The sequence below is a fragment of the Pseudomonas fjordensis genome (assembly GCF_976987115.1).
On the sequence record NZ_OZ336860.1, the window covers coordinates 1,214,043 to 1,235,130 of the forward strand.

Annotated in this window: 15 protein-coding genes; 1 reads left to right on the plus strand and 14 read right to left on the minus strand. The window is 59.8% G+C overall.

All coding sequences use genetic code 11. From position 1 onward, the window contains the following. Window positions 1-235 precede the first annotated feature (235 nt). The 14 genes from ACWHXD_RS05465 to ACWHXD_RS05530 form a co-directional block, all read right to left on the minus strand. A complete protein-coding gene (locus ACWHXD_RS05465; protein WP_032893494.1) occupies window positions 236-1,687 on the minus strand; it encodes a mannose-1-phosphate guanylyltransferase/mannose-6-phosphate isomerase in 1,452 nt (483 codons plus the stop codon). A 223-nt stretch (window positions 1,688-1,910) separates the two neighbouring features. Then, entirely contained in the window at window positions 1,911-2,567 is a 657-nt protein-coding gene (locus ACWHXD_RS05470) for an alginate O-acetyltransferase AlgF (protein WP_032893493.1), read from the minus strand. A gap of 17 nt (window positions 2,568-2,584) precedes the next feature. Next, window positions 2,585-3,757 (minus strand): alginate O-acetyltransferase, encoded by a 1,173-nt coding sequence (locus ACWHXD_RS05475; protein ID WP_032893492.1) that lies wholly within the window; start codon window positions 3,755-3,757, stop codon window positions 2,585-2,587. An 11-nt stretch (window positions 3,758-3,768) separates the two neighbouring features. Beyond that, complete coding sequence (locus ACWHXD_RS05480; protein WP_032893491.1) at window positions 3,769-5,301, minus strand: MBOAT family O-acyltransferase; 1,533 nt, start codon at window positions 5,299-5,301, stop codon at window positions 3,769-3,771. Window positions 5,302-5,527: 226 nt separating this feature from the next. Then, a complete protein-coding gene (locus ACWHXD_RS05485; protein ID WP_032893490.1) occupies window positions 5,528-6,637 on the minus strand; it encodes a mannuronate-specific alginate lyase in 1,110 nt (369 codons plus the stop codon). 8 nt (window positions 6,638-6,645) lie between these two features. After that, complete coding sequence (locus ACWHXD_RS05490; RefSeq protein WP_138761327.1) at window positions 6,646-8,094, minus strand: alginate O-acetyltransferase; 1,449 nt, start codon at window positions 8,092-8,094, stop codon at window positions 6,646-6,648. 11 nt (window positions 8,095-8,105) lie between these two features. After that, window positions 8,106-9,674, minus strand: a complete 1,569-nt coding sequence (algG, locus tag ACWHXD_RS05495; protein ID WP_138761328.1) for a mannuronan 5-epimerase AlgG — start codon at window positions 9,672-9,674, stop codon at window positions 8,106-8,108. Further along, a complete protein-coding gene (locus tag ACWHXD_RS05500; RefSeq protein WP_138761329.1) occupies window positions 9,674-11,164 on the minus strand; it encodes an alginate export family protein in 1,491 nt (496 codons plus the stop codon). The genes algG and ACWHXD_RS05500 overlap by 1 nt, the downstream gene beginning before the upstream one ends. Then, entirely contained in the window at window positions 11,161-12,681 is a 1,521-nt protein-coding gene (gene algK, locus ACWHXD_RS05505; protein ID WP_414478928.1) for an alginate biosynthesis TPR repeat lipoprotein AlgK, read from the minus strand. Before algK ends, ACWHXD_RS05500 begins: the two co-directional genes overlap by 4 nt. Window positions 12,682-12,689: 8 nt before the next feature. After that, window positions 12,690-13,856: an alginate biosynthesis protein Alg44 gene (locus ACWHXD_RS05510; RefSeq protein WP_138761330.1), complete on the minus strand. Its 1,167-nt coding sequence runs from the start codon at window positions 13,854-13,856 to the stop codon at window positions 12,690-12,692. Window positions 13,857-13,893: 37 nt separating this feature from the next. Next, a complete protein-coding gene (alg8, locus tag ACWHXD_RS05515; protein WP_003188740.1) occupies window positions 13,894-15,375 on the minus strand; it encodes a mannuronan synthase in 1,482 nt (493 codons plus the stop codon). Window positions 15,376-15,458: 83 nt separating this feature from the next. Next, window positions 15,459-16,775, minus strand: coding sequence for a nucleotide sugar dehydrogenase (locus ACWHXD_RS05520; protein ID WP_138761331.1), 1,317 nt, complete (start codon window positions 16,773-16,775; stop codon window positions 15,459-15,461). An 878-nt stretch (window positions 16,776-17,653) separates the two neighbouring features. Further along, the gene (gene yaaA, locus ACWHXD_RS05525; RefSeq protein WP_138761333.1) at window positions 17,654-18,433 is read right to left on the minus strand and encodes a peroxide stress protein YaaA; all 780 of its coding nucleotides are present in this window, start codon (window positions 18,431-18,433) and stop codon (window positions 17,654-17,656) included. A 135-nt stretch (window positions 18,434-18,568) separates the two neighbouring features. Next, window positions 18,569-19,477, minus strand: a complete 909-nt coding sequence (locus ACWHXD_RS05530; RefSeq protein WP_138761334.1) for a hypothetical protein — start codon at window positions 19,475-19,477, stop codon at window positions 18,569-18,571. A 204-nt stretch (window positions 19,478-19,681) separates the two neighbouring features. Here ACWHXD_RS05530 and ACWHXD_RS05535 point away from each other — a divergent pair, with 204 nt between their 5' ends. After that, complete coding sequence (locus ACWHXD_RS05535; protein WP_138761335.1) at window positions 19,682-20,806, plus strand: polysaccharide deacetylase family protein; 1,125 nt, start codon at window positions 19,682-19,684, stop codon at window positions 20,804-20,806. Window positions 20,807-21,088: the final 282 nt, after the last annotated feature.

A 21,088-nucleotide genomic window follows, 5' to 3' on the forward strand; every position in this document is an offset into this window, starting at 1 on the left:
ACCCCCCAAATCCCTGTCGAATTCCGGCCAGCGTGGTTTAACGGGGCGCCTAAGATCAAGATCAAGAGCGGCTCGCTTCGCATCGTGGTTACCGTTGAGCGCTACAGAGTTGTGTAGATACTGATGCTGCGATGAGGCCTGTAAAGGCACCACAAACCCCAAAAAAAAGCCCCCACCCAACCCACTGCGGATAGGGGACGCAATGGGCTGGGCGAGGGCTTCTTGTACGACTGTTTTACTGCGCGATAGTTTTCACCGATACGCCACGTTCAACCGGTGTCGAGCGGCCGTAGATATCTTCGAAGCGCTCGATATCGTCCTCGCCCAGGTAGCTGCCCGATTGCACTTCGATGATCTCCAGCGGGATCTTGCCCGGGTTGCGCAGGCGGTGCACCGAGGCGATCGGGATGTAGGTGGACTGGTTTTCGCAGAGCAGGAACACGTTCTCGTCACAGGTGACTTCGGCAGTGCCGCTGACCACGATCCAGTGTTCGGCGCGGTGGTGGTGCATCTGCAGCGACAGGCACGCGCCCGGCTTGACCGAGATGTGCTTGACCTGGAAACGCCCGCCCATGTCCACCGAGTCGTAGGAACCCCACGGGCGATAGACTTCGCAGTGGTTCTGGGTTTCGCTGCGGCCTTGCTCGTTGAGGGTGTTGACCATCTGCTTGACGCCCTGGACCTTGTCCTTGTGGGCAATCATCATCGCGTCCTTGGTTTCCACCACCACGATGTTATCCAGGCCGATCACCGATACCAGTTTGCCGTTGCCATGCACCATGCAGTTGCGGCTGTCCTGGATCACCACGTCGCCTTTGCTCACGTTGCCGTTGGCGTCTTTATCGTTGACCGCCCACAGCGAAGCCCAGCAACCCACGTCGCTCCAACCAGCAGCCAATGGCACCACGCAGGCGCGTTGGGTTTTTTCCATCACGGCGTAGTCGATGGAATTGTCCGGGCAGCAGGCGAAGGTGGCGTCGTCGAAGGTCACGGTGTCGGCGGTCTGCTCGCTGCGCTCCAGGGTCAGCACGCAGGTGTCGTAGATATCCGGATCATGCTTTTTCAGCTCTTCGAGGAAGCGGCTGGCGCGGAACAGGAACATGCCGCTGTTCCAGAAGTAGCCGCCGCTTTTGACGAACTCGACCGCACGTTTTTCATCGGGCTTTTCCACGAACTGCTGCACTCGGCTCACGCCTTCAGGCAGCAGCGAATCGTTGGTGGACTTGATGTAGCCGTAGCCGGTTTCCGGGCGGGTGGCCGGCACGCCGAACAGCACCATCTCGCCACGCTCGGCGGCCACGGTGGCCAGGGCCAGGGCGCGTTGCAGGGCTTTCTGGTCGTCGATCACGTGGTCGGCGGGCAGCACCAGCATCAAGTCGTCACGGCCTTCGTTGACCAGCATCATCGCGGTCAGGGCCACGGCCGGCGCAGTGTTGCGGCCGAAGGGCTCCATCAGGATGCGTTGGCAGTCGAGCTTACGCGCGCTCAGTTGCTCGTTGACGATGAAACGGTGGTCTTTGTTGCAGACCACGATGGGGGCGTCCATGCCTTCGAACACCAGGCGCTCCAGGGTTTGCTGGAACAAGGTGTGCTCGCCGGTCAGAGCCAGGAACTGCTTGGGGAACTGTTTACGCGAAAGCGGCCAAAGACGTGAGCCGCTACCACCGGAAAGGATTACTGGGATCATGGGTGTTTCTCCTTGAATCAGTTTGGGTCAGAGCTACGAAGGTTTGTCGTTTCACTCTTGTTTTTGTCTCGGTCCGAACTGAAAGCCCTGCCCCCTGTAGGAGCGAGCTTGCTCGCGAAGCACTTCCAGTCAACGCGTTCATCCAGAATGCCCGCGTCATCGTTGGCGATTTTCGCGAGCAAGCTCGCTCCTACAGTGGGGGGGCGTTCAGTCCGGGAAATAGTTAGCGGGTCGACACTGGGCGTTTCACCCACACTGGCGACAGGCTTGAACCAGAACCGGTGACATACAGCACCGCCGCTTCACCGCGTTCCAACGCAACCGGCTTCACATCGCCGACTTTCTTGTCACCGTCATACAACGCCAGGCTCACTTTCACCGGGTTGATCTCACGCTCGCCACGGCCCTTGGCGGCCACCGACTTGACCACATCGGTCTTGCCGTCGGCAGTCTTCAAGGTCAGGGCCTTGTCGCTGAGGTTCTGTACGCGCACCAGGGATTTTTGCTTGTTCTTGAACGGCGGTTCTTCGATCAACTGCGGCTGGCCGCTGCCGCTGTTGACCAGGGTGTAGTAGTGGTCGGCGGCCAGCTTGACCGGCAGGGTCTGGCTGCCGACCTTGGCGCTGTAGTCACCGCCGGGCATGAAGCTGAAGTCGCTGCTGGCCAGTGGCGCAACGTCGCTGAGGTTGGTGCTGCCGACGGTGGCGCTGACTTCCTGGTTGCTGGCGTTGTAGATACGCACAAAGCTGGAGCCTTTTGGCGCGGTCGGGCCGTACAGGGCGGCGTCACCGGCCGCGAAGGCCGACAGGGATACGAAGCTCAGGCCCGCTGCGATAGCCAGGGTTTTAGCGAGACGACGAGGAGTAGTAGTGAAAGTCATTGTGAGTTACCTCTCTTTCAGTTTTGCGCCCGGTCGGGCGTCTCGGATTTAGATGTGTTGATTGCCATGTTCTGTTGGCGCGAACCGGCTTGTTTAAGCTGCGCAACCCAGGCCGGGTCGGCATCACCGATTTCGTTGTTAACGGGCAGATAACGTTCAGGAAACTCCCAGATCAGCACCTGCGGCGGGCTGTTCTTGAAGTCATCACTTTTGAGGTAGCTGAGCATCGGCAGGATCGGGCCGTGGCCGTCTTCGGCGTAGCTGACCACGTCGCTGTGCAAGGCTTGCTTGAGCGCACCGACGAAGTTCCAGTTGGGGTTGGCGCTGTAGCTGGTGCCCACCAGCGCCACCGGGGTTTCGCTGTCGCTGAACAGCGCGTCGTCACCTTTCTCTTCGGCCAGGTGGGTGACGCGTTTTTCCAGCGGCTCTTTAGGCGGCATCAGGTTTTCGAACAGCGGGTCCAGGGGCAGGAACAAACGCAAGTCGCCTTTATGCGGCTCGGTTTTCTCGGCTTCGGTGACAAAGCGCTGCGGCTCGCCGCTCAGTGGGGTCTTGTCGGCAATCGCCTTGGCCAATTGCTTGGCGGCGACTTCGGCACCGTCTGGGGTCCAGTGGGTGTCGGTGCGCAGGAACACTTGCTTGCCACTCAGCTTGGCCTGTTGCAGCGGGCCAAGCAGGTCCGGAGCCGGGATGTTATCGGCAGCCACTCGGGCGTGGAAATCCTGGTACAGATTGGCGTGCACGCTGGCCGGTTTCACTTCCCCCAGATGCTCCGGATACAGGCGCACCTTGGCCGGCACGATCGCCATCACCAGTTGGATACCCTGAGCCTTGAGCTTCTGGCGCACGCCTTCGACCAGCGCGTAGTTGCCTTGCAGGTTCTGGTCCTCGTTGACGGCTGGGTTGAATTCCTCGTCGCTGTACAACCAGTGATCACGGCCCAGCACCACGCCAGGACGGCCTTCATTGAACAGCTTGTAGTCCAGCGCCGCCCACAGGTTGGTGCCCAGACGCTTGATCGGGAACTCGTCGTCGTAGTGGGTCTCGACGGCTTTGGTCCAGCGACCATTAAGCACGGTGGCATCGGCGTTGGTGCTGAAGCCAAAGAAGCTGCGCAGCGACCAGGCGCCAAGTGCCAGCAACAGCACCAGGAACAGGCTTATGTAGAGGACGCGTAATGAACGGGTCATGGTCGGCTCCCTCAGAATTGGAAGTAAAGGAACGGCGAGAAACTCTGCGCCGACAGTTTGAGAATCGACGCCACGAACAGCAGCAGCACCGCGCCGCGCATGGCGTAGCGTGGCCAGTCAGCCGTCCAGTAGGCCGGTTGCACGGCAGCGTCACGGCCCACGCTGAAACCGGGCTCGTGGATGCTGCCAGGGTTGTCGCCGGGTACGGCCTTGATCAGGCTCGGGTCGGCTGGCTTGGTCTTGTCGGCAGGGCGGTTGGTGTAGAAGTCGCGCAGGCCGAAGAACGCCAACGTTGCATAGGCCACCACCAGGGTTGCCACTTGCAGGCCGGTGAGGTTGGCGCGGTTGAGTTCCGACAGCGACCATTCGCCAAAGCTGAACATCGCACCGTACATACGCCCGGCGACGTGCAGGTTTTCGGCGCGGAAGATCACCCAGCCCATCACCACCAGCAGGAAGGTGAAGGCCCAGCGCAATACATTGAAACTGCGCGGCGCGGTGTTCAGGCCGATGGCTTTTTCAATCGCCAGCCACATGCCGTGCCAGGCGCCCCACACGATGTAGGTGATGTTCGCGCCGTGCCACAGGCCACCGAGCAGCATGGTCAGGAACAGGTTGCGGTAAGTGGTCAGCGTGCCTTTGCGGTTGCCGCCCAGGGTGATGTACAGGTAGTCACGCAGCCAGGTGGACAGGCTGATGTGCCAGCGCCGCCAGAACTCGGTGATCGACTGGCTGATGTAGGGCTGCTTGAAGTTTTCCATGAAGCGGAAACCCATCATCAAGCCCAAGCCAATGGCCATGTCGCTGTAGCCGGAGAAGTCAAAATACAGTTGCGCGGTGTAGGCCAGCGCGCCAAGCCAGGCATCGCCCGTGGTGGGGTTTTGCAGGGCGAAGCAATGGTCGGCCACCACCGCGAGGGTGTCGGCAATAAAGACCTTCTTGATGAAACCCTGCATGAACCGCGTGCAGCCCTCGGAGAATTTATCCAGGGTGTGGGTGCGGTTGTTGAACTGGTCGGCCAGGTCGCGAAAGCGCAACACGGGACCGGCGATCAGGTGCGGGAAAATCGCCACGAACGCCGCAAAGTCGATCAGGTTGCGGGTCGCCGGGGTGTCACCACGGTACACGTCGATGATGTAGCTGATGGACTCGAAGATGTAGAACGAGATCCCGATCGGCAACAGCACGTGGGTGAGGATGAACGGCTCCAGGCCCGCCGACTTCATCATCACGTTGATGCTGTCGACGCCGAAGTTGGCGTACTTGAAGTAGCCGAGGATGCACAGGTCGACCGCCACGCCGAGCAACAGCCAGCGCTGCGCCGGCTTGGTGCGAACGCCCGCGGCACCGACCTTGAGGCCGATCCAGTAGTTCCACAACGTGACGGCCGCGAACAGCGCCAGGAAGTCCACTCGCCACCAGGCGTAGAACACGTAGCTGGCAATCAGCAGCAGCAGATTGCGATAGCGTTGCCCGCTCAAGTAATACAAGCCGAGAAAGATCGGCAAGAACAGAAACAGGAACACATTGGACGAGAAAACCATCCCGATCTCTCCATGTTTAACCAACAGTCAAGGGCCAGAGCCCCCCCAAACCCCCCCACGATTTCGGGGGAGGCTGTATTGCATTTCTACTGACGAAACCGGTTCAAACTGTGGGAGCGGGCTTGCTCGCGAAAGCGGCAGTTCAGTTACAGATGTGCCGACTGACACACCGCTTTCGCGAGCAAGCCCGCTCCCACATGGGGAACCCATTTCTTCAATTAATTTGTCAGGAACCTTTGTTGCCTTTTTCATGCGCCGGGTCGTAGACCTTGGTCAGGTCACCCCCCAGGCGGAAGGTCTTGAACGGTTGCATGCCATGCTTGCGTTCGATCACATCCGGCGCGCAGGTGTAGAGGGTGCAGAAGGGCTCAAGCCAGGCAAATTTCATGTCCTCCTTGAGGTCCTTCATGTCCTGCTCTTTGCCGTTCTTCTGTTCGAAGATGTCCGGGTCTTTCACGCCGGCCAGCACCTTGTCACCCAGGCGCTTGAGCGCGCTGTTGTTTTCCTGGCGCAGGTCCACGCCGTTGACCAGGGCAAAGCTGGCGATCATCGACAGCGGCGGCAGCGCGTAGTTGTGGTACGACAGGGCGCGTTGCTGACGCTTCAATTCGTTCGGCAGGAAGCCCTGGTCATCGACCTGGTTCACGCCGACCTTGTATTCCTTCACTGCCCAATCAAACAGGTCGCGACGGTTGGTGGCGATGGACGTTGCCATCACCGACCAGGCGGCCCAGTAGGAGTGGTTGTTGGTTTTTTCCAGGGGCAGGTTGTCCCAGTCGCTCACCACCTGGTCGGCCAGCTTGTTGAACCAGGCTTCGATCTGCTGGGCTTCCTGCGGGTGCTTGGCCAGTGGCTGCGACTCGGAGAACTTCAAGCGCACGTAGGCCGAGGCCATGCTGCCCAACGCCCATTTGCGCATCGACTTGCCGGTGTGGTTGAAGTCCTTGGACATCAACGCATCGGCCTTGGCCCATGACACCAGCCAGTTGAGCGTGCATTCAAGCTGCTGCGGGCGACCGTCACGCATGAACTGCATCACGCGCTTGCTGGTGTCTTTTTCCAGCTTGGTGATATCGGCGGTGCTGTCGCGAAAGGCTTTTTCCGACTGCACATTCAGGGTCGAACGGGCCTTGTCGGAGCCTTCGTACTTGCTGCGAAACTGCAACGGCCCGGTGTAGGGCGTTGGCATGGCGTCGCAGTTTTCCTTGAAGTCGCCGGTCTTGAACGCTTCGATCGGTGCGAAATAGCCCTGGGGCGGACGCAGTGGCGCCGCCGCATTGACGGAACCTGCGAACATGGCCAGGCCCAGCAGGCCAGGGAGCAATAACTTTTGCATAGGTAACCTCACTTCCCGAGTTGGGCGGTCTGCTGACCACCGCTTGGAAATACGTTGCGTGTGCAAATTTTCGCTTCAACCTTCTGCGCTGCAGCGCCCGCTTCAGGGCCCTGCACTTCCACGGCCAGCAAGTTCTGCGAGGCCCAGTCTTCATCGGTGCGCAGTTCAAAGGCGAAACGCCCGTCTGTATCGGATGTTTCGGGTTTCTCGATCTTGATGTCCTCGTGGCGCCCGTTCATGTACCAGAGGGTGGCTTGCAAGGTTTTCACCGATGGATCGGCGAAGCGGATATCCACCTGGTGGTTGGCGTTGCGCAGGTCTTTGTTGGCGCTGTTGACCATCAGTTCGTTTTTGCCGGGTTTGAGCGTGGTGCTGGCCGACATTTGCGCGGTCTTGCCTTCGCAGCCGTTGTCCAGCAGCGCCATCATCTGGCGGTAGATGGTTTCCTGGTCGAGGCGGTACAGCGGCGAGAATTCCCAGATCAGGATCTTCGGTGGGCTCTTCTGAAATTCATCGCTGCCCAGGTACTGCAGCATCGAACCTTCCAGGCCACCGCCGGGGAAGGCGACGTTGAGGATGTCGGCACCGATTTCTTCTTCCAGGAAGCCGGCGAAGTTGTAGTTCTTGCCGCTGTGGCTGGTGCCCACCAGGGTGATCTGCGGGTTGCCCGAATCGCCGAACAGGTCGCCGTCACCGGCTTCGCCCTTGGGCTCGGTGGTGAACTGGTCCATGTACTGGATCGCGTAGCTGGTGCCACACAGTTGCCCGGCCATGTTGTGCAGGGTGCCGGTCTTGCCCATGCGGCCCGAGCGCTTGGTCTCGAATTCACGCTTGGGAATCTCGGCATATTCCGGCATCTGCTTGACCTTGGCCGCGACGATTTTCGCGGTGCGCTGGGCGCCGTACGGGGTCCAGTGCTGGTCGCCACGGAAGTAGAAATCGTGGGCCGGCAATTCATCCGGCAGTTGTTCGTTGGTCAGCGGCGACAGGTCTGGCACCACGTAGCCCATCTTGGCGAAGCGGCCGAGCATGGTCTTGTAGTTGCCCAGGGCCTTGTCGAAATCGAACGCGGCTTTCTCCGCCGGGTTGAGCTTGTTGCGGTTCACCAAGCCACGGGTTGGCTGGTAGACCACCACCAGTTCCACGCCCTTGCTCTTGAACGCATCGTGCAACTGTTGCATGCGCTTGTAGCCGGCCGGGGTGGTGTCGAACTCGGTGCGCAGGTCTTCCTGGGTACGGAACAGCCAGTCGCCCTGGGCTTGTACCAGGGTGGTGAAGTTCTGCTGGTAGCGCGTGGTGTAGTTCTTCGCGTCATGGGCGGCCGGGCACAGGCTGCAGCACGGTTCGGCGGTGAAGGTTGGGGCTTTGACCTCATCGGCGCGTACGCCCTGGCTGGCCGCCAGCAGGCCGAGGGTCAGACCCGAGAGGCTCAGCAGTTTGATCATGTGTGGGTGCATAAGGGTCATCCTCAGTCCTGCAATTCGGTCTGGCGTTCGACGGGGTCGATCAGCACGGCTTTCTGCTGGCGTACCAGCAGGTCGAGAATTTCTTCCTGGCGGTCACCCAGGATGCCGGAGAAGCTGATGCCGCTGGATTTGGTCGGCGCCAGCATCGACACGCGATACAGCTCGATACTCAACGGCGAGTCGATAGACAGCGGCCCGCTGCCGTTACCCGCCAGTTCCCCGCCAACCACGATCAGCGAGACCTTGGCATCGAACGGGTCGAGGGCGATGTCGCGGTCGGTGTCGGTCAAGTCTTTGATGTGGCCGTACACGCCGGTCAGCCCGTTGGCCATCGAGGTGTTTTCGTAGAGCTTGATGTTCACGCTGTTACGCACGCGGATCCCGTGGCGACGGTTGCTGATCACTTTGTTGCCCCACAGCAGGTTGTCACCGCTCTCATAGAGGGTGATGCCGTCGGTGTGGTTGCGGTAGATCTCGTTGTCGGCGATCAGGTTGTTGACGCTGTTACGGTCGATCACCAGGCCCGACAGCTTGTTGTCGTAGCTGCGGTTGTTGAAGATGAAGCTGTCGTTCACTTCCCGGGAAATGATGATGCCGTGCTTCTTCTTGGTGCCGTACACGGTGTTGTCCGCGATGATCAGGCCGTGGGAACGGTCATGGGGGTCAATGCCGTAGACGATGTTGTCTTTGTAGGTATTGCCCTTGATCACAAAGCCTGTGGTCTCGTAGCAGTAGAAGCCGTACCACATGTCCGAGAACTCGGAATCGATGATCCAACCGGTCGGCTCAGGGCGCTTGAGCACTTTGGCCATGTTCGGCGTGTACTGGGAAATACTCACCCCGTACGACTTACTGTTGGCGTAACCGAAGCTGGCCATCTTGGTTTTGGAGATATAGGTCTCGGTGCCGCCCCAGGCCAGCAGGAACGGGCGGAACTCCTTGGCCGACTTGAACAGCGCCGGGCCGTTGGCTTTTTCGTCCCAACCGGTGACCTTGGTATCGCGCACGAACAGTTGGCCGTCGTTGATCAAAAACGAACCGGCTTGCTGGGACAGGCGCAGCTCCTGGGTGTTTTTGTCGATATCGAGGATGCCTTTACGGCCTACCACGATCGGCAACTTGGCCAGGAACACCCCCGGCGACGTTTCGCTGAAGTACTGCTTGGGCACCTTGCCCAGCAGGTCCTTGAGGTTCATGTAGCCGTCGTCGACGAAGATCGCCTGGGGAATGCCGTGCTGGCGCACCACCCATTCGGCCATCTTGTTATCGCCGCCGATAAAGTCCTTGAGCGCGTCTTCCTGCATCATGCGGCGGATGCTGATTTTGCCCGTCTTGGTCTTGACGATCTTCTTTTCCATCGCCTGCGCGGTGTAGCCCGACAGGTCGGGCAGCGCCGGCTTGGCCATTTCCAGCGGCGCGGTGGGTGGGCTGGAAATGGTGTAGGTCTTGGCCTGTTGCAGTTCCTTGGCGATGGTCGGCGCCTTGGCCGCCGTATCGGCGAACGCTGTGGCGCTGGCCATCAGCATTGCCGCGACGAGTAGGCTTTGAGCATTCATGGCGCGGGCTCCCATCAGAATTTCCAGACCACGTCGACAAACGCGCGGTGCATGTAGGAGTCGACCTGGCTGCCATAGGCATCGCCGGGCTTGAACACGCCGGCACGCAAGCGCACCAGGGCCGATGGCTCGTCGATCGACTGGCTCAGCGCCGCAGGCAGCAAGCCTTTCTTGAAGTACTTGGTGACCACCAGGTCCATCTCTTGGCCGAGGTCTTTCTTGCCGTCTTCCAACGGCAGGGAGGTGCTGGAGAGGATCGCGCCGGTGACGTCATCGGTGTTGTTCTGCACCGCGTCGATACCGTTGCTGCCCACCGGCTTGTTGCCATCCACGCGCCAGAACTTGTGGTACACCAGGCTGGCGTCGTAGTCCTCACGCAACTGCCAGGAACCGAACAGGCTCATGGACTGCATGTTGTTCATCTCGCCGCGAAACGCCTCACCGAAGCGATGCACGCGGGACTGGGTGCCGGTCCAGTTCGAGCGGTTGCTTTGCAGGCCGTTCTGCTCGTACTCGGCACTGGCGCGCGAATAGGCCGCGCCGACTTGCCACTGCGGGTCCAGGCGCAGGCGCACGCCGATGTCGGTGGCCCAGCCGCTCAGGTCATCGCTGCGCTTGGCGCTGGTAGGACGCGTGCCGTCGGCGTTCAAGGCGTTGACCTTGTCGCGGTCGCCGCGCATGCCGGTGATGCTCGCCCAGTAGTTGACGGTGTTGGTGTTGCGCCAGTTGTAGGCATCGCTGTTGGCTTCGATGCCCAGCCAGGTCAGGTCGCCGTTTTCGCGCTTGTCCAACGGGTCGCTGGCCACACCCGGTTCGGCGTAGTCGAGCTTGCCGTCGTCGTGGGTGTGGTGGCCGCGCACGCCGATCCACTGGCCCGGCGTCCACTGGTAGGCGGCGTCGGCGTAGAAGTGCTGGCGGTCTTTGTCGACCGGTGACAGTTCCTTGAGGTCGGTGCGGTATTCGCTGAAGCGTTCGGCGGCGCCGACATTGGCCTTGAGCAAGGTGGTGTCAAAGGTCCAGTTCAACGCTTCGATGTTGGTGTCGCGCCATTGGCCGTCGTCATTGCGCAGGCGCTGGCGGCCGAACTTGAGGATCTCGCCGGGGTAGGGCGTGAAGCCGCTGTAGCCGACCCAGAACTCACGCAGGGCCAAGTAGTTTTTCTTGGCCTTGCGGTCGTCGTTGCTCGACTGCTGTTCGGTGGTGTCATCGGTCGACTGTTGCAGGGTGTCGGTCTCGATGATGTCGCTGGACACCACTGCCTGGCCCATGGCGTAGGCGCTCCACGCGCCGCTTTCGCCGTAGATCCAGGGGCGCAGGTCGAGGCCGATGCCGTTGACGTCGCCGCCTTTCTGGGTGCCGAGGTCGCGGTCATCTTCAGACTGCGCGGTGGCTTTGACTTCCAGGCCGAAGTTCTTCGCTTCGGTGAGCGCGGCCAGGGTCGGGCACGACCACAGCAGGGCGAAGGACAGGCCGATGCCGGCCTTGACGAATGGGTTGAGCTTCATAGGGATTCCTCGCCGTCTTCTTCTTGCAGGGCGTGCAGTTGCAGCGTGCTTTGGGCCAGGGTGCCGCGGGCGGCCAGTTCCTGTTGCACCAGGCGTTGGCCTTCGGCGCGTTGCGCAGGGGTCAGCGGCGCTTCGAGCTGGGTGGCCAGGTCATTGGCTTCTGGCGTGTCCTGGGCCTTGGCCAACTGGCTGAAGACATAGGCGTTCAATGGGTCGGGCTTGGTGCCCTTGCCTTGGGAAAACAGTTGGGCGATGGCGAAGTCGGCGCTGTTCTGGCCGTTGCGCGCTGCGGTCAGCAGGTGGTCCAGGGCTTTTTGCGGGTAAACCTTGCCCAGGTAGCCACGGCGGTAGATCTGGCCGAGGTAGTAATCGGCGGCCACTTCACGGCCCACGGCTTTCTCGAAATGCGCCTCGGCGGCCTTGGCATCGGCGGGCACCCACTTGCCTTCGTAGTAGAGCTTGCCCAGCAACAATTCGGCGCGTGGTTGGTCGGCGGCGCGGCCGTTGTCCAAGTACTTCATCATCTGGTCGACGTCGCCCAGTTCGGGGAAGTCGTAGAGCAGTTGCGCCAGGCTGACCCAGGACGCCGGGTAGCCGGGGGCGATTTTTTCAAGCAACGCCTGGGCGGTTTTCTCGTCCGGGGTGCCAAGGGTGGCATCGCCGAGTACGCGGGCGACGCTGTCGACGCGCTGGGCGGTGACGGTGCCGCGGCTGTAGCCTGCTTCCATCTGCTTGAGCAGTTCGGCCTGTTGTTCCGGCTGCTGTTTTTTCTGATAGACCGTGGCCAGCTCGACGTAGCAGATATCCGTGGTGTTCAGCGCGGCTTTGCAGATGCGCTCCACATCATCCAGATGCTGGTCGTAGGTACCCTGGGTGCGATACAGCAGCACCTGGGCCAGGCCGGCTTCCGGGTAACCGGCTGCCTGCCATTGGCTGATCTGCTGCTGGACATTCACGTTGGGGAAACTGTGCGGGTATTGCAGGTACAGCATCGCCAGCGGGATCAAGGTATTGCCTTCGCCATTGGCAAAGGCTTTTTTCAGCAGGCTTTCGGCTTCATGGTGTTCGGCCTCGGTGGCGCCGGGCTTGGCTACCAATAGGCGACCGAGACGCGCCTGGGCGCGGGGCGAGGTGTCTGCCGCTGCACGGTAGGTGGCTTCGGCCTGCTTGATTTGCGCCGGGTCGCGGGTGCCGACCTGGATATCGGCCAGGCCCACTTGGGCCTCGCTGTAACCCAGTTCTGCCAGTTGCTGGTAATTCTGCTGCGCGGTGGCGGTGTCGCCGCGTTTCAGCGCTTCATTGGCCAGGCGTTGGTCGGGCAGGCCGGCGCAACCGGCCAGGCTCACGGCCAGTGCCAGCGCGCAGTACGCAGAGGCCAAGTGAAATCTGCTCTGTGTGGGAGCTGGCTTGCCTGCGATGGCATCGCTGCGGTGCAACTGATGCACCGAGTCGCCTGCATCGCGGGCAAGCCCGGCTCCCACATGGGTCAACGGTGTATTTGGAAGAGTCACAGGCATGTCCTCGCTTACAGACCGTGAGCCATGGCTTTGTCGATCAGCCAGTTCAGCGATGGGCCACGGTCGCTGGTGACTTCCACCGGGCGGCCGGCGTAGGTGCTGTCCAGCGGTGCGTCAGGCTTGATCTGCACACGGATGTCAGAAGACAAGTCGGCGCTGTTCAGGCTGGTGCTGCTGACGATGGTGCCGGTGCGCACCTGTTCTTCGTCGGCGACCTGGAAGTTCACCTGCGTACCCGGGCGCACATCACCGAACTGGCGATAGGTGAAGCGTGCTTCCACGTTGGCCTGGCTGCCGCGTGGCACCAGTTGGAAGATTACATCACCCTTGCTGGCGTACTGGCCGTCGGCGACCAATTGCTGGGCCACCACGCAATCGCACGGCGAGGTCAGGGTGCCGGTCATTTGTTTGCCGAACAGTTCTTCGACCTTGGCCGGTTGCAACTGGTCTTCATCCAAGTGGCCCTTGAGCACATCGAGCATGCTGGTGCTGAAGGTCGCCAGTGGCGCGCCTTTGGCCGCTACCGAATCACCTTTGAGCAGGCTTTGCACGGTGCCGTCACGGGGCATGGTCACGTTCATGCCCGGTACGCTGACGAGGCCGGCCTGGGCGTGGCTGACGAAGTACATGCCGTAGAGCGACTTGACCACAAAACCGAAGGCCGCAAGGCCCACCAAAAAGATCGCCAGGCTGAAGGTCACGGCGCGCAGGCGACCGAACGCGGTCATGCCGCTGCCGCCGTCCTTGACCTTGCGTGCCTTGGTGAAGTTGTCGCGTTGCAGGGTCGCGAGCACGTCGCCCATGGTCACGATGTCGCCGGACAGGTGCGAGGTGATCAGGTGGCGCAGGGTGGAAATATCCTGGGCATCGAGGTTCTGGAACTGGCAACCGGTGCGGCCGGTCTGGCGGTCGTAAGAGCGAATCTGCAGCTCCACGTCCATGGCCAGGCCGAGGTTATCGATCACGAACTGCAGGCGGCCTTTGTGCACTTGGCCGATGGTGAGCGGCTGGGTAGCGGTGAAGGCCAGGCCGCCGGCGGACAGGTCGATAACCTTCGCCTCAGTCGGCGTGCGGTCGCTGTTGAAGAAGCGAAGCTTGGCCGGGATTTTCACCCGGGCGTGTTGGCGCTGAGCTTCGGATTCATGGACAACGTTGGCGTTTACTTGGCTATTCATCGGGTGTAATTCCTAGGTTAATTCAGGCTTGGCTGGGTCAGACCATCATCAGCAACACGGCAACGAAGATGCTGCCGGCGGAGAAGGTCATGGTCCGAGACGACCAGGTGTTGAACCAACGTTGAAAGCTGGCCAAATCGCGGGTCAGTTTGGTGTCCTGGCGGGTCCAGGACTGTTGATCAAGGCGGAAGAACACGTAGATCTTCACCAACGCGCCCATGATCTGGTTGTAATAGAGAATCAGCGGGTAGGCCGGGCCGATCTTGTGGCCGGAGCACGACAACAGCAGGGTGAGGATCAGGCGGGTGATGCCGATCCACAGCAGGTAGGCGAGGATGAACGCGCCGCCGTACTTGAAGGTGGCGATCATGGCCACGGTCAGGCCGAGCAAGGAGGTCCACATCGACACGCGCTGGTCGAACAACACCACGCTGGTGAACAGGCCGAGGCGACGTACGCCCAGGCCGAGCGCGCGGGAGTTCTGGCGCAGGTTGTTGCCGTACCAGCGGAACATCAGCTTGCGGCTGGCCTTGATGAAGCTCTTTTCCGGCGGGTGTTCCACGGTGTTGATCGCCGCATCCGGCACGTAGAAGGTGTCGTAGCCCAGGCGCATCAGGCTGAACCAGCTGGACTTGTCATCCCCGGTGAGGAACTTGAACCGGCCCAGGCGCCAGTGTTGCAGCGAGTCACTTTCCACGTCGGCGATAAAGCCCGGGTCGGTCACTACGCTGGCACGGAACACCGACATGCGCCCGGTCATGGTCAGCACGCGCTTGGACAGGGCCATGGAGCACATGTTGATGTGGCGTTGGGCGAAGCGCAGTTTGTGCCATTCGCTCATGATGTAGCCGCCGCGCACTTCGCAGAATTCGTTGGTGGTCAGGCCACCGACATTGCCGAACAGCTGGAACCACGGCACGGTTTTGCGCACCACGCCTTCGGCCAGCACGGTGTCGCCATCGATCACGGCGACCACGGCGCGGTCGTCGGGCAAGTGGCGGGAGATGGCGCGGAAACCAAACGCCAGGCCGTCACGCTTGCCGGTACCGGCGATGCGCACGAAGTCGAGCTTGACGTGAGCCGGCGGGTTGAGCTTTTCCCAGAGGCTTTTGACCAGCAGCTCATCGGACATTTCTACCAGCGAGCACACCACGGTGGTGGGGAAGCCGCAGTCGATGGCTTCGCGAATCACCGAGCTGTAGACCTGGGCGGTGGTCAGCGCGTCGATACGAAAACTGGTGACCATCAGGAACACATGGGACGGGTCGGCGGCTTTGCCCAGCTTGCGCACTTTGCGGCGCAGGTGCGGGTACACCACGTACAGGAACAGCATGCCGCGAAAGAAATGCGTCGCGCCCATCGAGTAGCGCCAGATACCCACGGCACCAATCAGGAAAATAAAATTCTTCGATTGCGAATCGAAGGTGCTCGCCGGCAACAGCAGGGCGAGACCCATCAGCAGGCTGAGAAAGAACAGCCAGCCGGCCGATTGCAGAAATACATGTTTTAACTTGGACATAAGCGTCATCCGCAAGGTGAGGAGGCTTCAGGCTGCAAGCGCTGGGGATAAAGCCACTTGCAGCCTGAAACTTGCCGTTGCTGTTACCAGCAAATACCTTCGGTACGGCCGCTCACGCTGGTGGCCTTGGACATGAAGCCCACCAGGTCGACCACTTGTTTGCCTTCCGGAGCGTTATGCGCCAGGGCACGGAACTTCTCGTCACGGTTACCGAGGATGATCACGTCGGAGTTGTTGATCACATCATCGAAATCCGAGTTGAGCAGGGACGACACGTGGGGGATCTTGCCCTCGATGTAGTCCTTGTTCGCGCCGTGTACACGGGCGTACTCGACGTTGCTGTCGTAGATGCTCAGGTCGTAGCCCTTGCCGATCAGCATTTCTGCCAGTTCTACCAGCGGGCTTTCGCGCAGGTCGTCGGTGCCGGCCTTGAAGCTCAGGCCCAGCAGCGCAACTTTGCGTTTTTCGTGGCTGGAGACGATGTCGAAGGCGTTCTGTACCTGGGACTCGTTGCTGCGCATCAGCGAGTTAAGCAGCGGCGCTTCCACGTCCAGGGAGCCGGCGCGGTAGGTGAGGGCGCGCACGTCTTTTGGCAGGCACGAGCCACCGAAGGCGAAGCCTGGGCGCATGTAGTACTGGGACAGGTTGAGGGTCTTGTCCTTGCAGACCACTTCCATCACTTCGCGACCGTCGACGCCGACAGCCTTGGCAATGTTGCCGATCTCGTTGGCGAAGGTGACTTTGGTGGCGTGCCACACGTTGCAGGTGTACTTGATCATTTCGGCGACGGCGATGTCCTTGCGGATGATCGGCGCATCGAGTTCTTCGTACAGCGACTGCAGGACATCGCCGGAGGCGGTGTCGAACTCACCGATGACGGTCATCGGCGGCAGGTCGTAGTCGGCGATGGCGGTGGATTCACGCAGGAACTCCGGGTTGACCGCGACGCCGAAATCAACGCCGGCTTTCTTGCCGGAGCAGTCTTCGAGGATCGGGATCACCACGTTGGCCACGGTGCCTGGCAGTACGGTGCTGCGCACCACGATGGTGTGGCGGGTGGTCTTGTCACGCAGTACAAAACCGATTTCGCGGCATACCGATTCGATGTAGTTGAGCTCCAGGTCGCCGTTTTTCTTGCTCGGCGTACCCACGCAGATCATCGACAGGTCGGTGTCGCGGATGGCTTCGGCGAAGTTGGTGGTACCGCGCAGTCGACCGGTTGCGATGCCTTGGCTCAACAGTTCGCCCAGACCTGGTTCAACGATGGGGGATTTACCCGCATTGATCAGGTCGATCTTTTCCTTGGAGATGTCTACGCCGACCACTTCATGGCCACGGGCAGACAGGCAACCGGCACACACGGCGCCAACGTAACCCAAACCAAATATGCTGATGCGCATCGCAATTACCTCTATGTTTAAATCATGCCATTAGATGGCCGGAGTTCATGTTTGCAAGCGTCACTGATGCCGCGAAAGTTAGGCGAATAGACGCCGACTTACCGCGTGCAGGCATGTTAAATAGCGAGTGACTAACTATTGCACTCAAGTTGTGCGCAACGTGGCCTTGTTATTGGGGCTTGCCCTGAAATGCAGCCGGTTTTCCGTGGCGGAAGGGTCCGGCGCCAGTGCCGCTGGGCTTTGATACAGGCAAGAAGCCTTTTGATATCAATGCCTTGGGTGTTAACACTGGCTCATTTAGGTCAGCGCTGCCTTGGCCTTTAGGGGGTTGGCAATGAGTCCTTATCGCCGCCCTCAACTCAATCAGTTGATGATATGACCCTCGAGCCAAAGTGCTTTATGACAACTTGGCTACTTCCATTGGTCGGTATGTAAGTCATCTCTTACGTAAACAGAGAATTTCGTTACCGGTGGTATGAGCGGTGCTTCAGGACGAAGTTCCGGGCCGCTCATCCCCTTTCCGGAAATTTTTTGAAATATTAGAAAAGATGGCACTGGTACTATATTGATAGCACTTGCTATTTAGGCCAGTAGTTATGGGGAGTTGGTGCGAGAGGATAGTTTTGTGCCACTACCGTTAAAAAAAAGTGGTGCCACTACGAAAAAAACCGACGAGTGTCGAGTGAAGAAATTGTTAGGGATGTGTCTGGATATTTTTTGACGCCAAATAAATGACGATCCCGGGGCTGAAATGCAGACAAAAATGTGGGAGCTGGCTTGCCTGCGATAGCGGTGTATCAGCAACAGGTGAGTCGGATGACCCACCGCTATCGCAGGCAAGCCAGCTCCCACAGTTGATGTTGGTGGCTGTACAGGCCTTATTCCGGTGCGTGATCGCGCAAAAACACCAAGTTGTCCGGCTTGGACTGCTCCGCATTGAAGCGGTAACCCTGCACATCGAACTGCTTGAGCTTCGCCGGGTCGTTGATGCGTTCTTCAATCACAAACCGGCTCATCATGCCTCGGGCTTTTTTCGCGTAGAAGCTGATGATCTTGTACTGACCGTTCTTCAGGTCCTTGAACTCGGTATTGATGATCCGCGCCTTCAACGCCGTGCGCTTGACCGCCGAAAAATACTCATTGGACGCCAAGTTGAGCAGCACATCGTCGCCTTGCTCGGCCAGTGCTTCATTCAACCACTCGCTGATGCGCGTATCCCAGAAGGCATAGAGGTCCTTGCCACGGGCATTGGCCAGCTTGGTGCCCATCTCCAAGCGGTACGGCATCATCAAATCCAACGGGCGCAGCAAGCCGTAGAGCCCCGAGAGCATGCGCAGGTGGTCCTGGGCGTAGCTGAAATCGGCATCGCTGAACGTCTCGGCATTCAGGCCGGTATACACATCGCCCTTGAACGCCAGCAGCGCCTGCTTGGCGTTGTCTGCAGTGAAGGCCGGTGTCCAGCTGCCGAAGCGCGCGGCGTTGAGGCCACCGATCTTGTCGGAGACGTGCATCAACTCACTGATTTGCGCCGGGCTCAGTTCGCGCAGTTGCTCGATCAGTTCCTGGGAGTGGTCCAGGTACTGCGGCTGGGTGAAGCGCGCAGTGACCGGCTTGGACTCGAAGTCGAGGGTTTTGGCGGGGGAAATCACCATCAGCATGAAGTTGGCTCCTGGAATCGTGGCGTGTAGCGTGGGCGCGATTCTAGGGGTTGGGGCGATTTGACTCCACCTATGATGGTGATAGGTGTGCCGCGCCCCGGCAGTGCTCGATGAATCGAGCGGGTTGAGGAGCAATCAGGTCTGCACGTAGAAGTGATAACGATGAGCGACGGTCAATTCTTCCTGGCCGGACGTGGGGTTTGCCTGAAATGCACCAAAGAAAAACAGGTAGGTTTTGTTGGCCAGTGGCGTCTGGTTAGTCAAATGCTTAGCCAACGCTTGGCCGGCAGTGCTTGAGTTGAGGATGGCGGCATCGATGATGACAACCTTAGGTGTATTGCTCGCCGTTTGCTCTTTCAGGTGAATATGAAAGTCGCCGTTGGATATCTTTCCAGACGCTATGGAAGCCGTATGGATTTTCTCCCCAATTGGCACCATTGTTTGCGTATTTAGATAGTCGAACGGGTAGAAGGCGGACGCATAGGTCCCTCCGGTGTTCCAAGCGGCTCCCAGTGGCTGTGCCTTGCGGGCTTGTTGTGTCAGTTCGAGCCAGGCCTTGGCGAACCTTTCGACCCGCTGCGACTGGCTCTGGCTGGTGCCGGCCCCTACCCGGGATTGCCCTGAAGCAGATGTGCCCGATGGATTTACCTGACCAGGGGAGCCAGGTTTTGAGCTACCCGTACCTTTGGAGGTGCCGACTGGGCCGACCCATACCACGGGTATAGTGCTTTTAAGCGGGTTGGCGGGTAGCGTGGGGGATACATTGGCTGGGGCCTGGGCTGCCTGCGCAGGCTTGCGATCACATCCGGAAATGTGCGATCCACGAAAATGGGAGGACGGTGTTTTTTTTCTGCCCAGCTTGGCGCGTGAAATGATGGCAATACCGACTTTGGCGTTGCAGTCCGCGTTGGCACACGCAACTTTTACTGCATTATTCGCATTCGCTGAGGTCGAGTAGATCTTCTCGATGTCTTCAATGGAAACCAGGTCGCCAACTTGACCCAATGTTGCATGATCCCTGGTCAATCTTGCTTGTTCATGCATTTTCTAAAATCCCTTAGGTGTTCAAGTAGGCGCCCTGGGGCGCGTTCGACGAGTTGGGTAGCCATTGACTCTACCGGGCAAAGGCGTCTGCGCGCCACTGTGTGGCTGACCAACGGGCATGGCAGGGCTCTGGTTCCACAGCGTCTTGGAAGGGTGGTTGATCAGCTATAGTGCCGTTCGTCTTTGGAGAGGGGGAGGCCGGTTGTGCGAATTGCGATTTTATTATGCGCCTGTCTGTTATGTCTGAATGCTAACGCCGCGCCGGTTGATGTAGCCAGCCTCGACCGCAGCACCTGGCCGGAAAAACTCAGCAGCCCGGCGCTGTTCGATGTGGCCTCGCGGGCGGAAATCCTGATGTTTGCCCATGGTTTAATCGCCAGCGAAGCCCAGGACGAAACCGCGCTCAAGCAACGGCTGGGTCTGAAGATCATCAACCTGGCCGCCATCGATGATCTGCGTCGCCAGCTCTGGCAACGGCTGTTGGAGAACTACACATTCGCCCAGCAGAGCTGCGAAGAAGACGCCTCGTTCTGCTACCTGGTGGAAAACATGGACGACCTGCGTGAGCAGGCCGGCAAGTTCGAGGTCAGTGACAACTCTTTCTATATAGGCTGGGCCGCCCCCAGCCGGCACTTCCACGAGCGCTATCTGGACGAGCTGTTGCGCAAGGCTGCGCTGTTTCCGCAGATCAGCAGTGAAGTGGCGCGCTTTGGCGATCATGAGCGCAACGGTGATGAACTCAATGACCGGATGTTTTTGCTGACCTTTGACGGTGGCCCTGCACCTGTCAGCGGCAATACCGACTGGCTCACCGATTACCTGCGCAAGCAAAAGATGAACGCGACGTTCTTTGTCCTTGGCAGCAGCTTGCAAACCCGCGTGGAGCGCAGTTCCGCCGCCGATGTGCAGGCGCTGTACCAAGGGCAGTGCGTGGGGCTTCAGGGCTGGCAGTACCGCTCCCACAGCCATTGGGTCGACTGGCAAAGCTCCATCACCCGCAGTGCCGGGCTGGTACAGAACCTGATGCCGGAAAATTATGTGCCCTTGTTCCGCCCACCGTATGGGCAGCGCCGCGCAGACAGCCAGGGCTTCTTCCAGCAACAGGGCCTGCAAGTGGCGTTATGGGACATCGATTCCCAGGACGAGCCGGGCAAGCTCAAGGCCGATGAGTCGGCGCAACGGGTGCTGACGTTGATGCTGCTGTGGCGCAAAGGCGTGATCGTGTTTCACGACACTCAGGACAAGGCGCGGGTGGCATTGCCGATGGTGTTGCAGGCTACGGCGCAGAGTGGCTTGGGTTGGCAGGAGTGTCGCGAGGCATTTCGATGAAGTGCCCGGCTTTGCTAGGGATGGGGTGTTTTCGGGGCGATTTGCTGCGACATTTCGATGCAGGCGGACTTCCGACTTTAACGGGGTACATGGCACTCGGCTAGTGCTATTCGTCATCCTGAAAAATAAACTTCAAAAAAGCGTCAAAGTGCTTTTTCCTGTCATGGGTTTTGCGGTATTACGAAGTCAGATCGCCGAAACCTGCAGCACAGGTGGCGTCTTCCAAGACTCCTCCTGTGGGCACTGCACTTGACCTTACTCAAGGTGCAATCGGTGGTCGAA

Excerpts from the sequence above, each read along its gene's own strand:
- ACWHXD_RS05465 (WP_032893494.1), bottom strand. The coding sequence starts at position 1,687 with ATGATCCCAGTAATCCTTTCCGGTGGTAGCGGCTCACGTCTTTGGCCG.
- ACWHXD_RS05470 (WP_032893493.1), bottom strand. The coding sequence starts at position 2,567 with ATGACTTTCACTACTACTCCTCGTCGTCTCGCTAAAACCCTGGCTATC.
- ACWHXD_RS05475 (WP_032893492.1), bottom strand. The coding sequence starts at position 3,757 with ATGACCCGTTCATTACGCGTCCTCTACATAAGCCTGTTCCTGGTGCTG.
- ACWHXD_RS05480 (WP_032893491.1), bottom strand. The coding sequence starts at position 5,301 with ATGGTTTTCTCGTCCAATGTGTTCCTGTTTCTGTTCTTGCCGATCTTT.
- ACWHXD_RS05485 (WP_032893490.1), bottom strand. The coding sequence starts at position 6,637 with ATGCAAAAGTTATTGCTCCCTGGCCTGCTGGGCCTGGCCATGTTCGCA.
- ACWHXD_RS05490 (WP_138761327.1), bottom strand. The coding sequence starts at position 8,094 with ATGCACCCACACATGATCAAACTGCTGAGCCTCTCGGGTCTGACCCTC.
- algG (WP_138761328.1), bottom strand. The coding sequence starts at position 9,674 with ATGGGAGCCCGCGCCATGAATGCTCAAAGCCTACTCGTCGCGGCAATG.
- ACWHXD_RS05500 (WP_138761329.1), bottom strand. The coding sequence starts at position 11,164 with ATGAAGCTCAACCCATTCGTCAAGGCCGGCATCGGCCTGTCCTTCGCC.
- algK (WP_414478928.1), bottom strand. The coding sequence starts at position 12,681 with ATGCCTGTGACTCTTCCAAATACACCGTTGACCCATGTGGGAGCCGGG.
- ACWHXD_RS05510 (WP_138761330.1), bottom strand. The coding sequence starts at position 13,856 with ATGAATAGCCAAGTAAACGCCAACGTTGTCCATGAATCCGAAGCTCAG.
- alg8 (WP_003188740.1), bottom strand. The coding sequence starts at position 15,375 with ATGTCCAAGTTAAAACATGTATTTCTGCAATCGGCCGGCTGGCTGTTC.
- ACWHXD_RS05520 (WP_138761331.1), bottom strand. The coding sequence starts at position 16,775 with ATGCGCATCAGCATATTTGGTTTGGGTTACGTTGGCGCCGTGTGTGCC.
- yaaA (WP_138761333.1), bottom strand. The coding sequence starts at position 18,433 with ATGCTGATGGTGATTTCCCCCGCCAAAACCCTCGACTTCGAGTCCAAG.
- ACWHXD_RS05530 (WP_138761334.1), bottom strand. The coding sequence starts at position 19,477 with ATGCATGAACAAGCAAGATTGACCAGGGATCATGCAACATTGGGTCAA.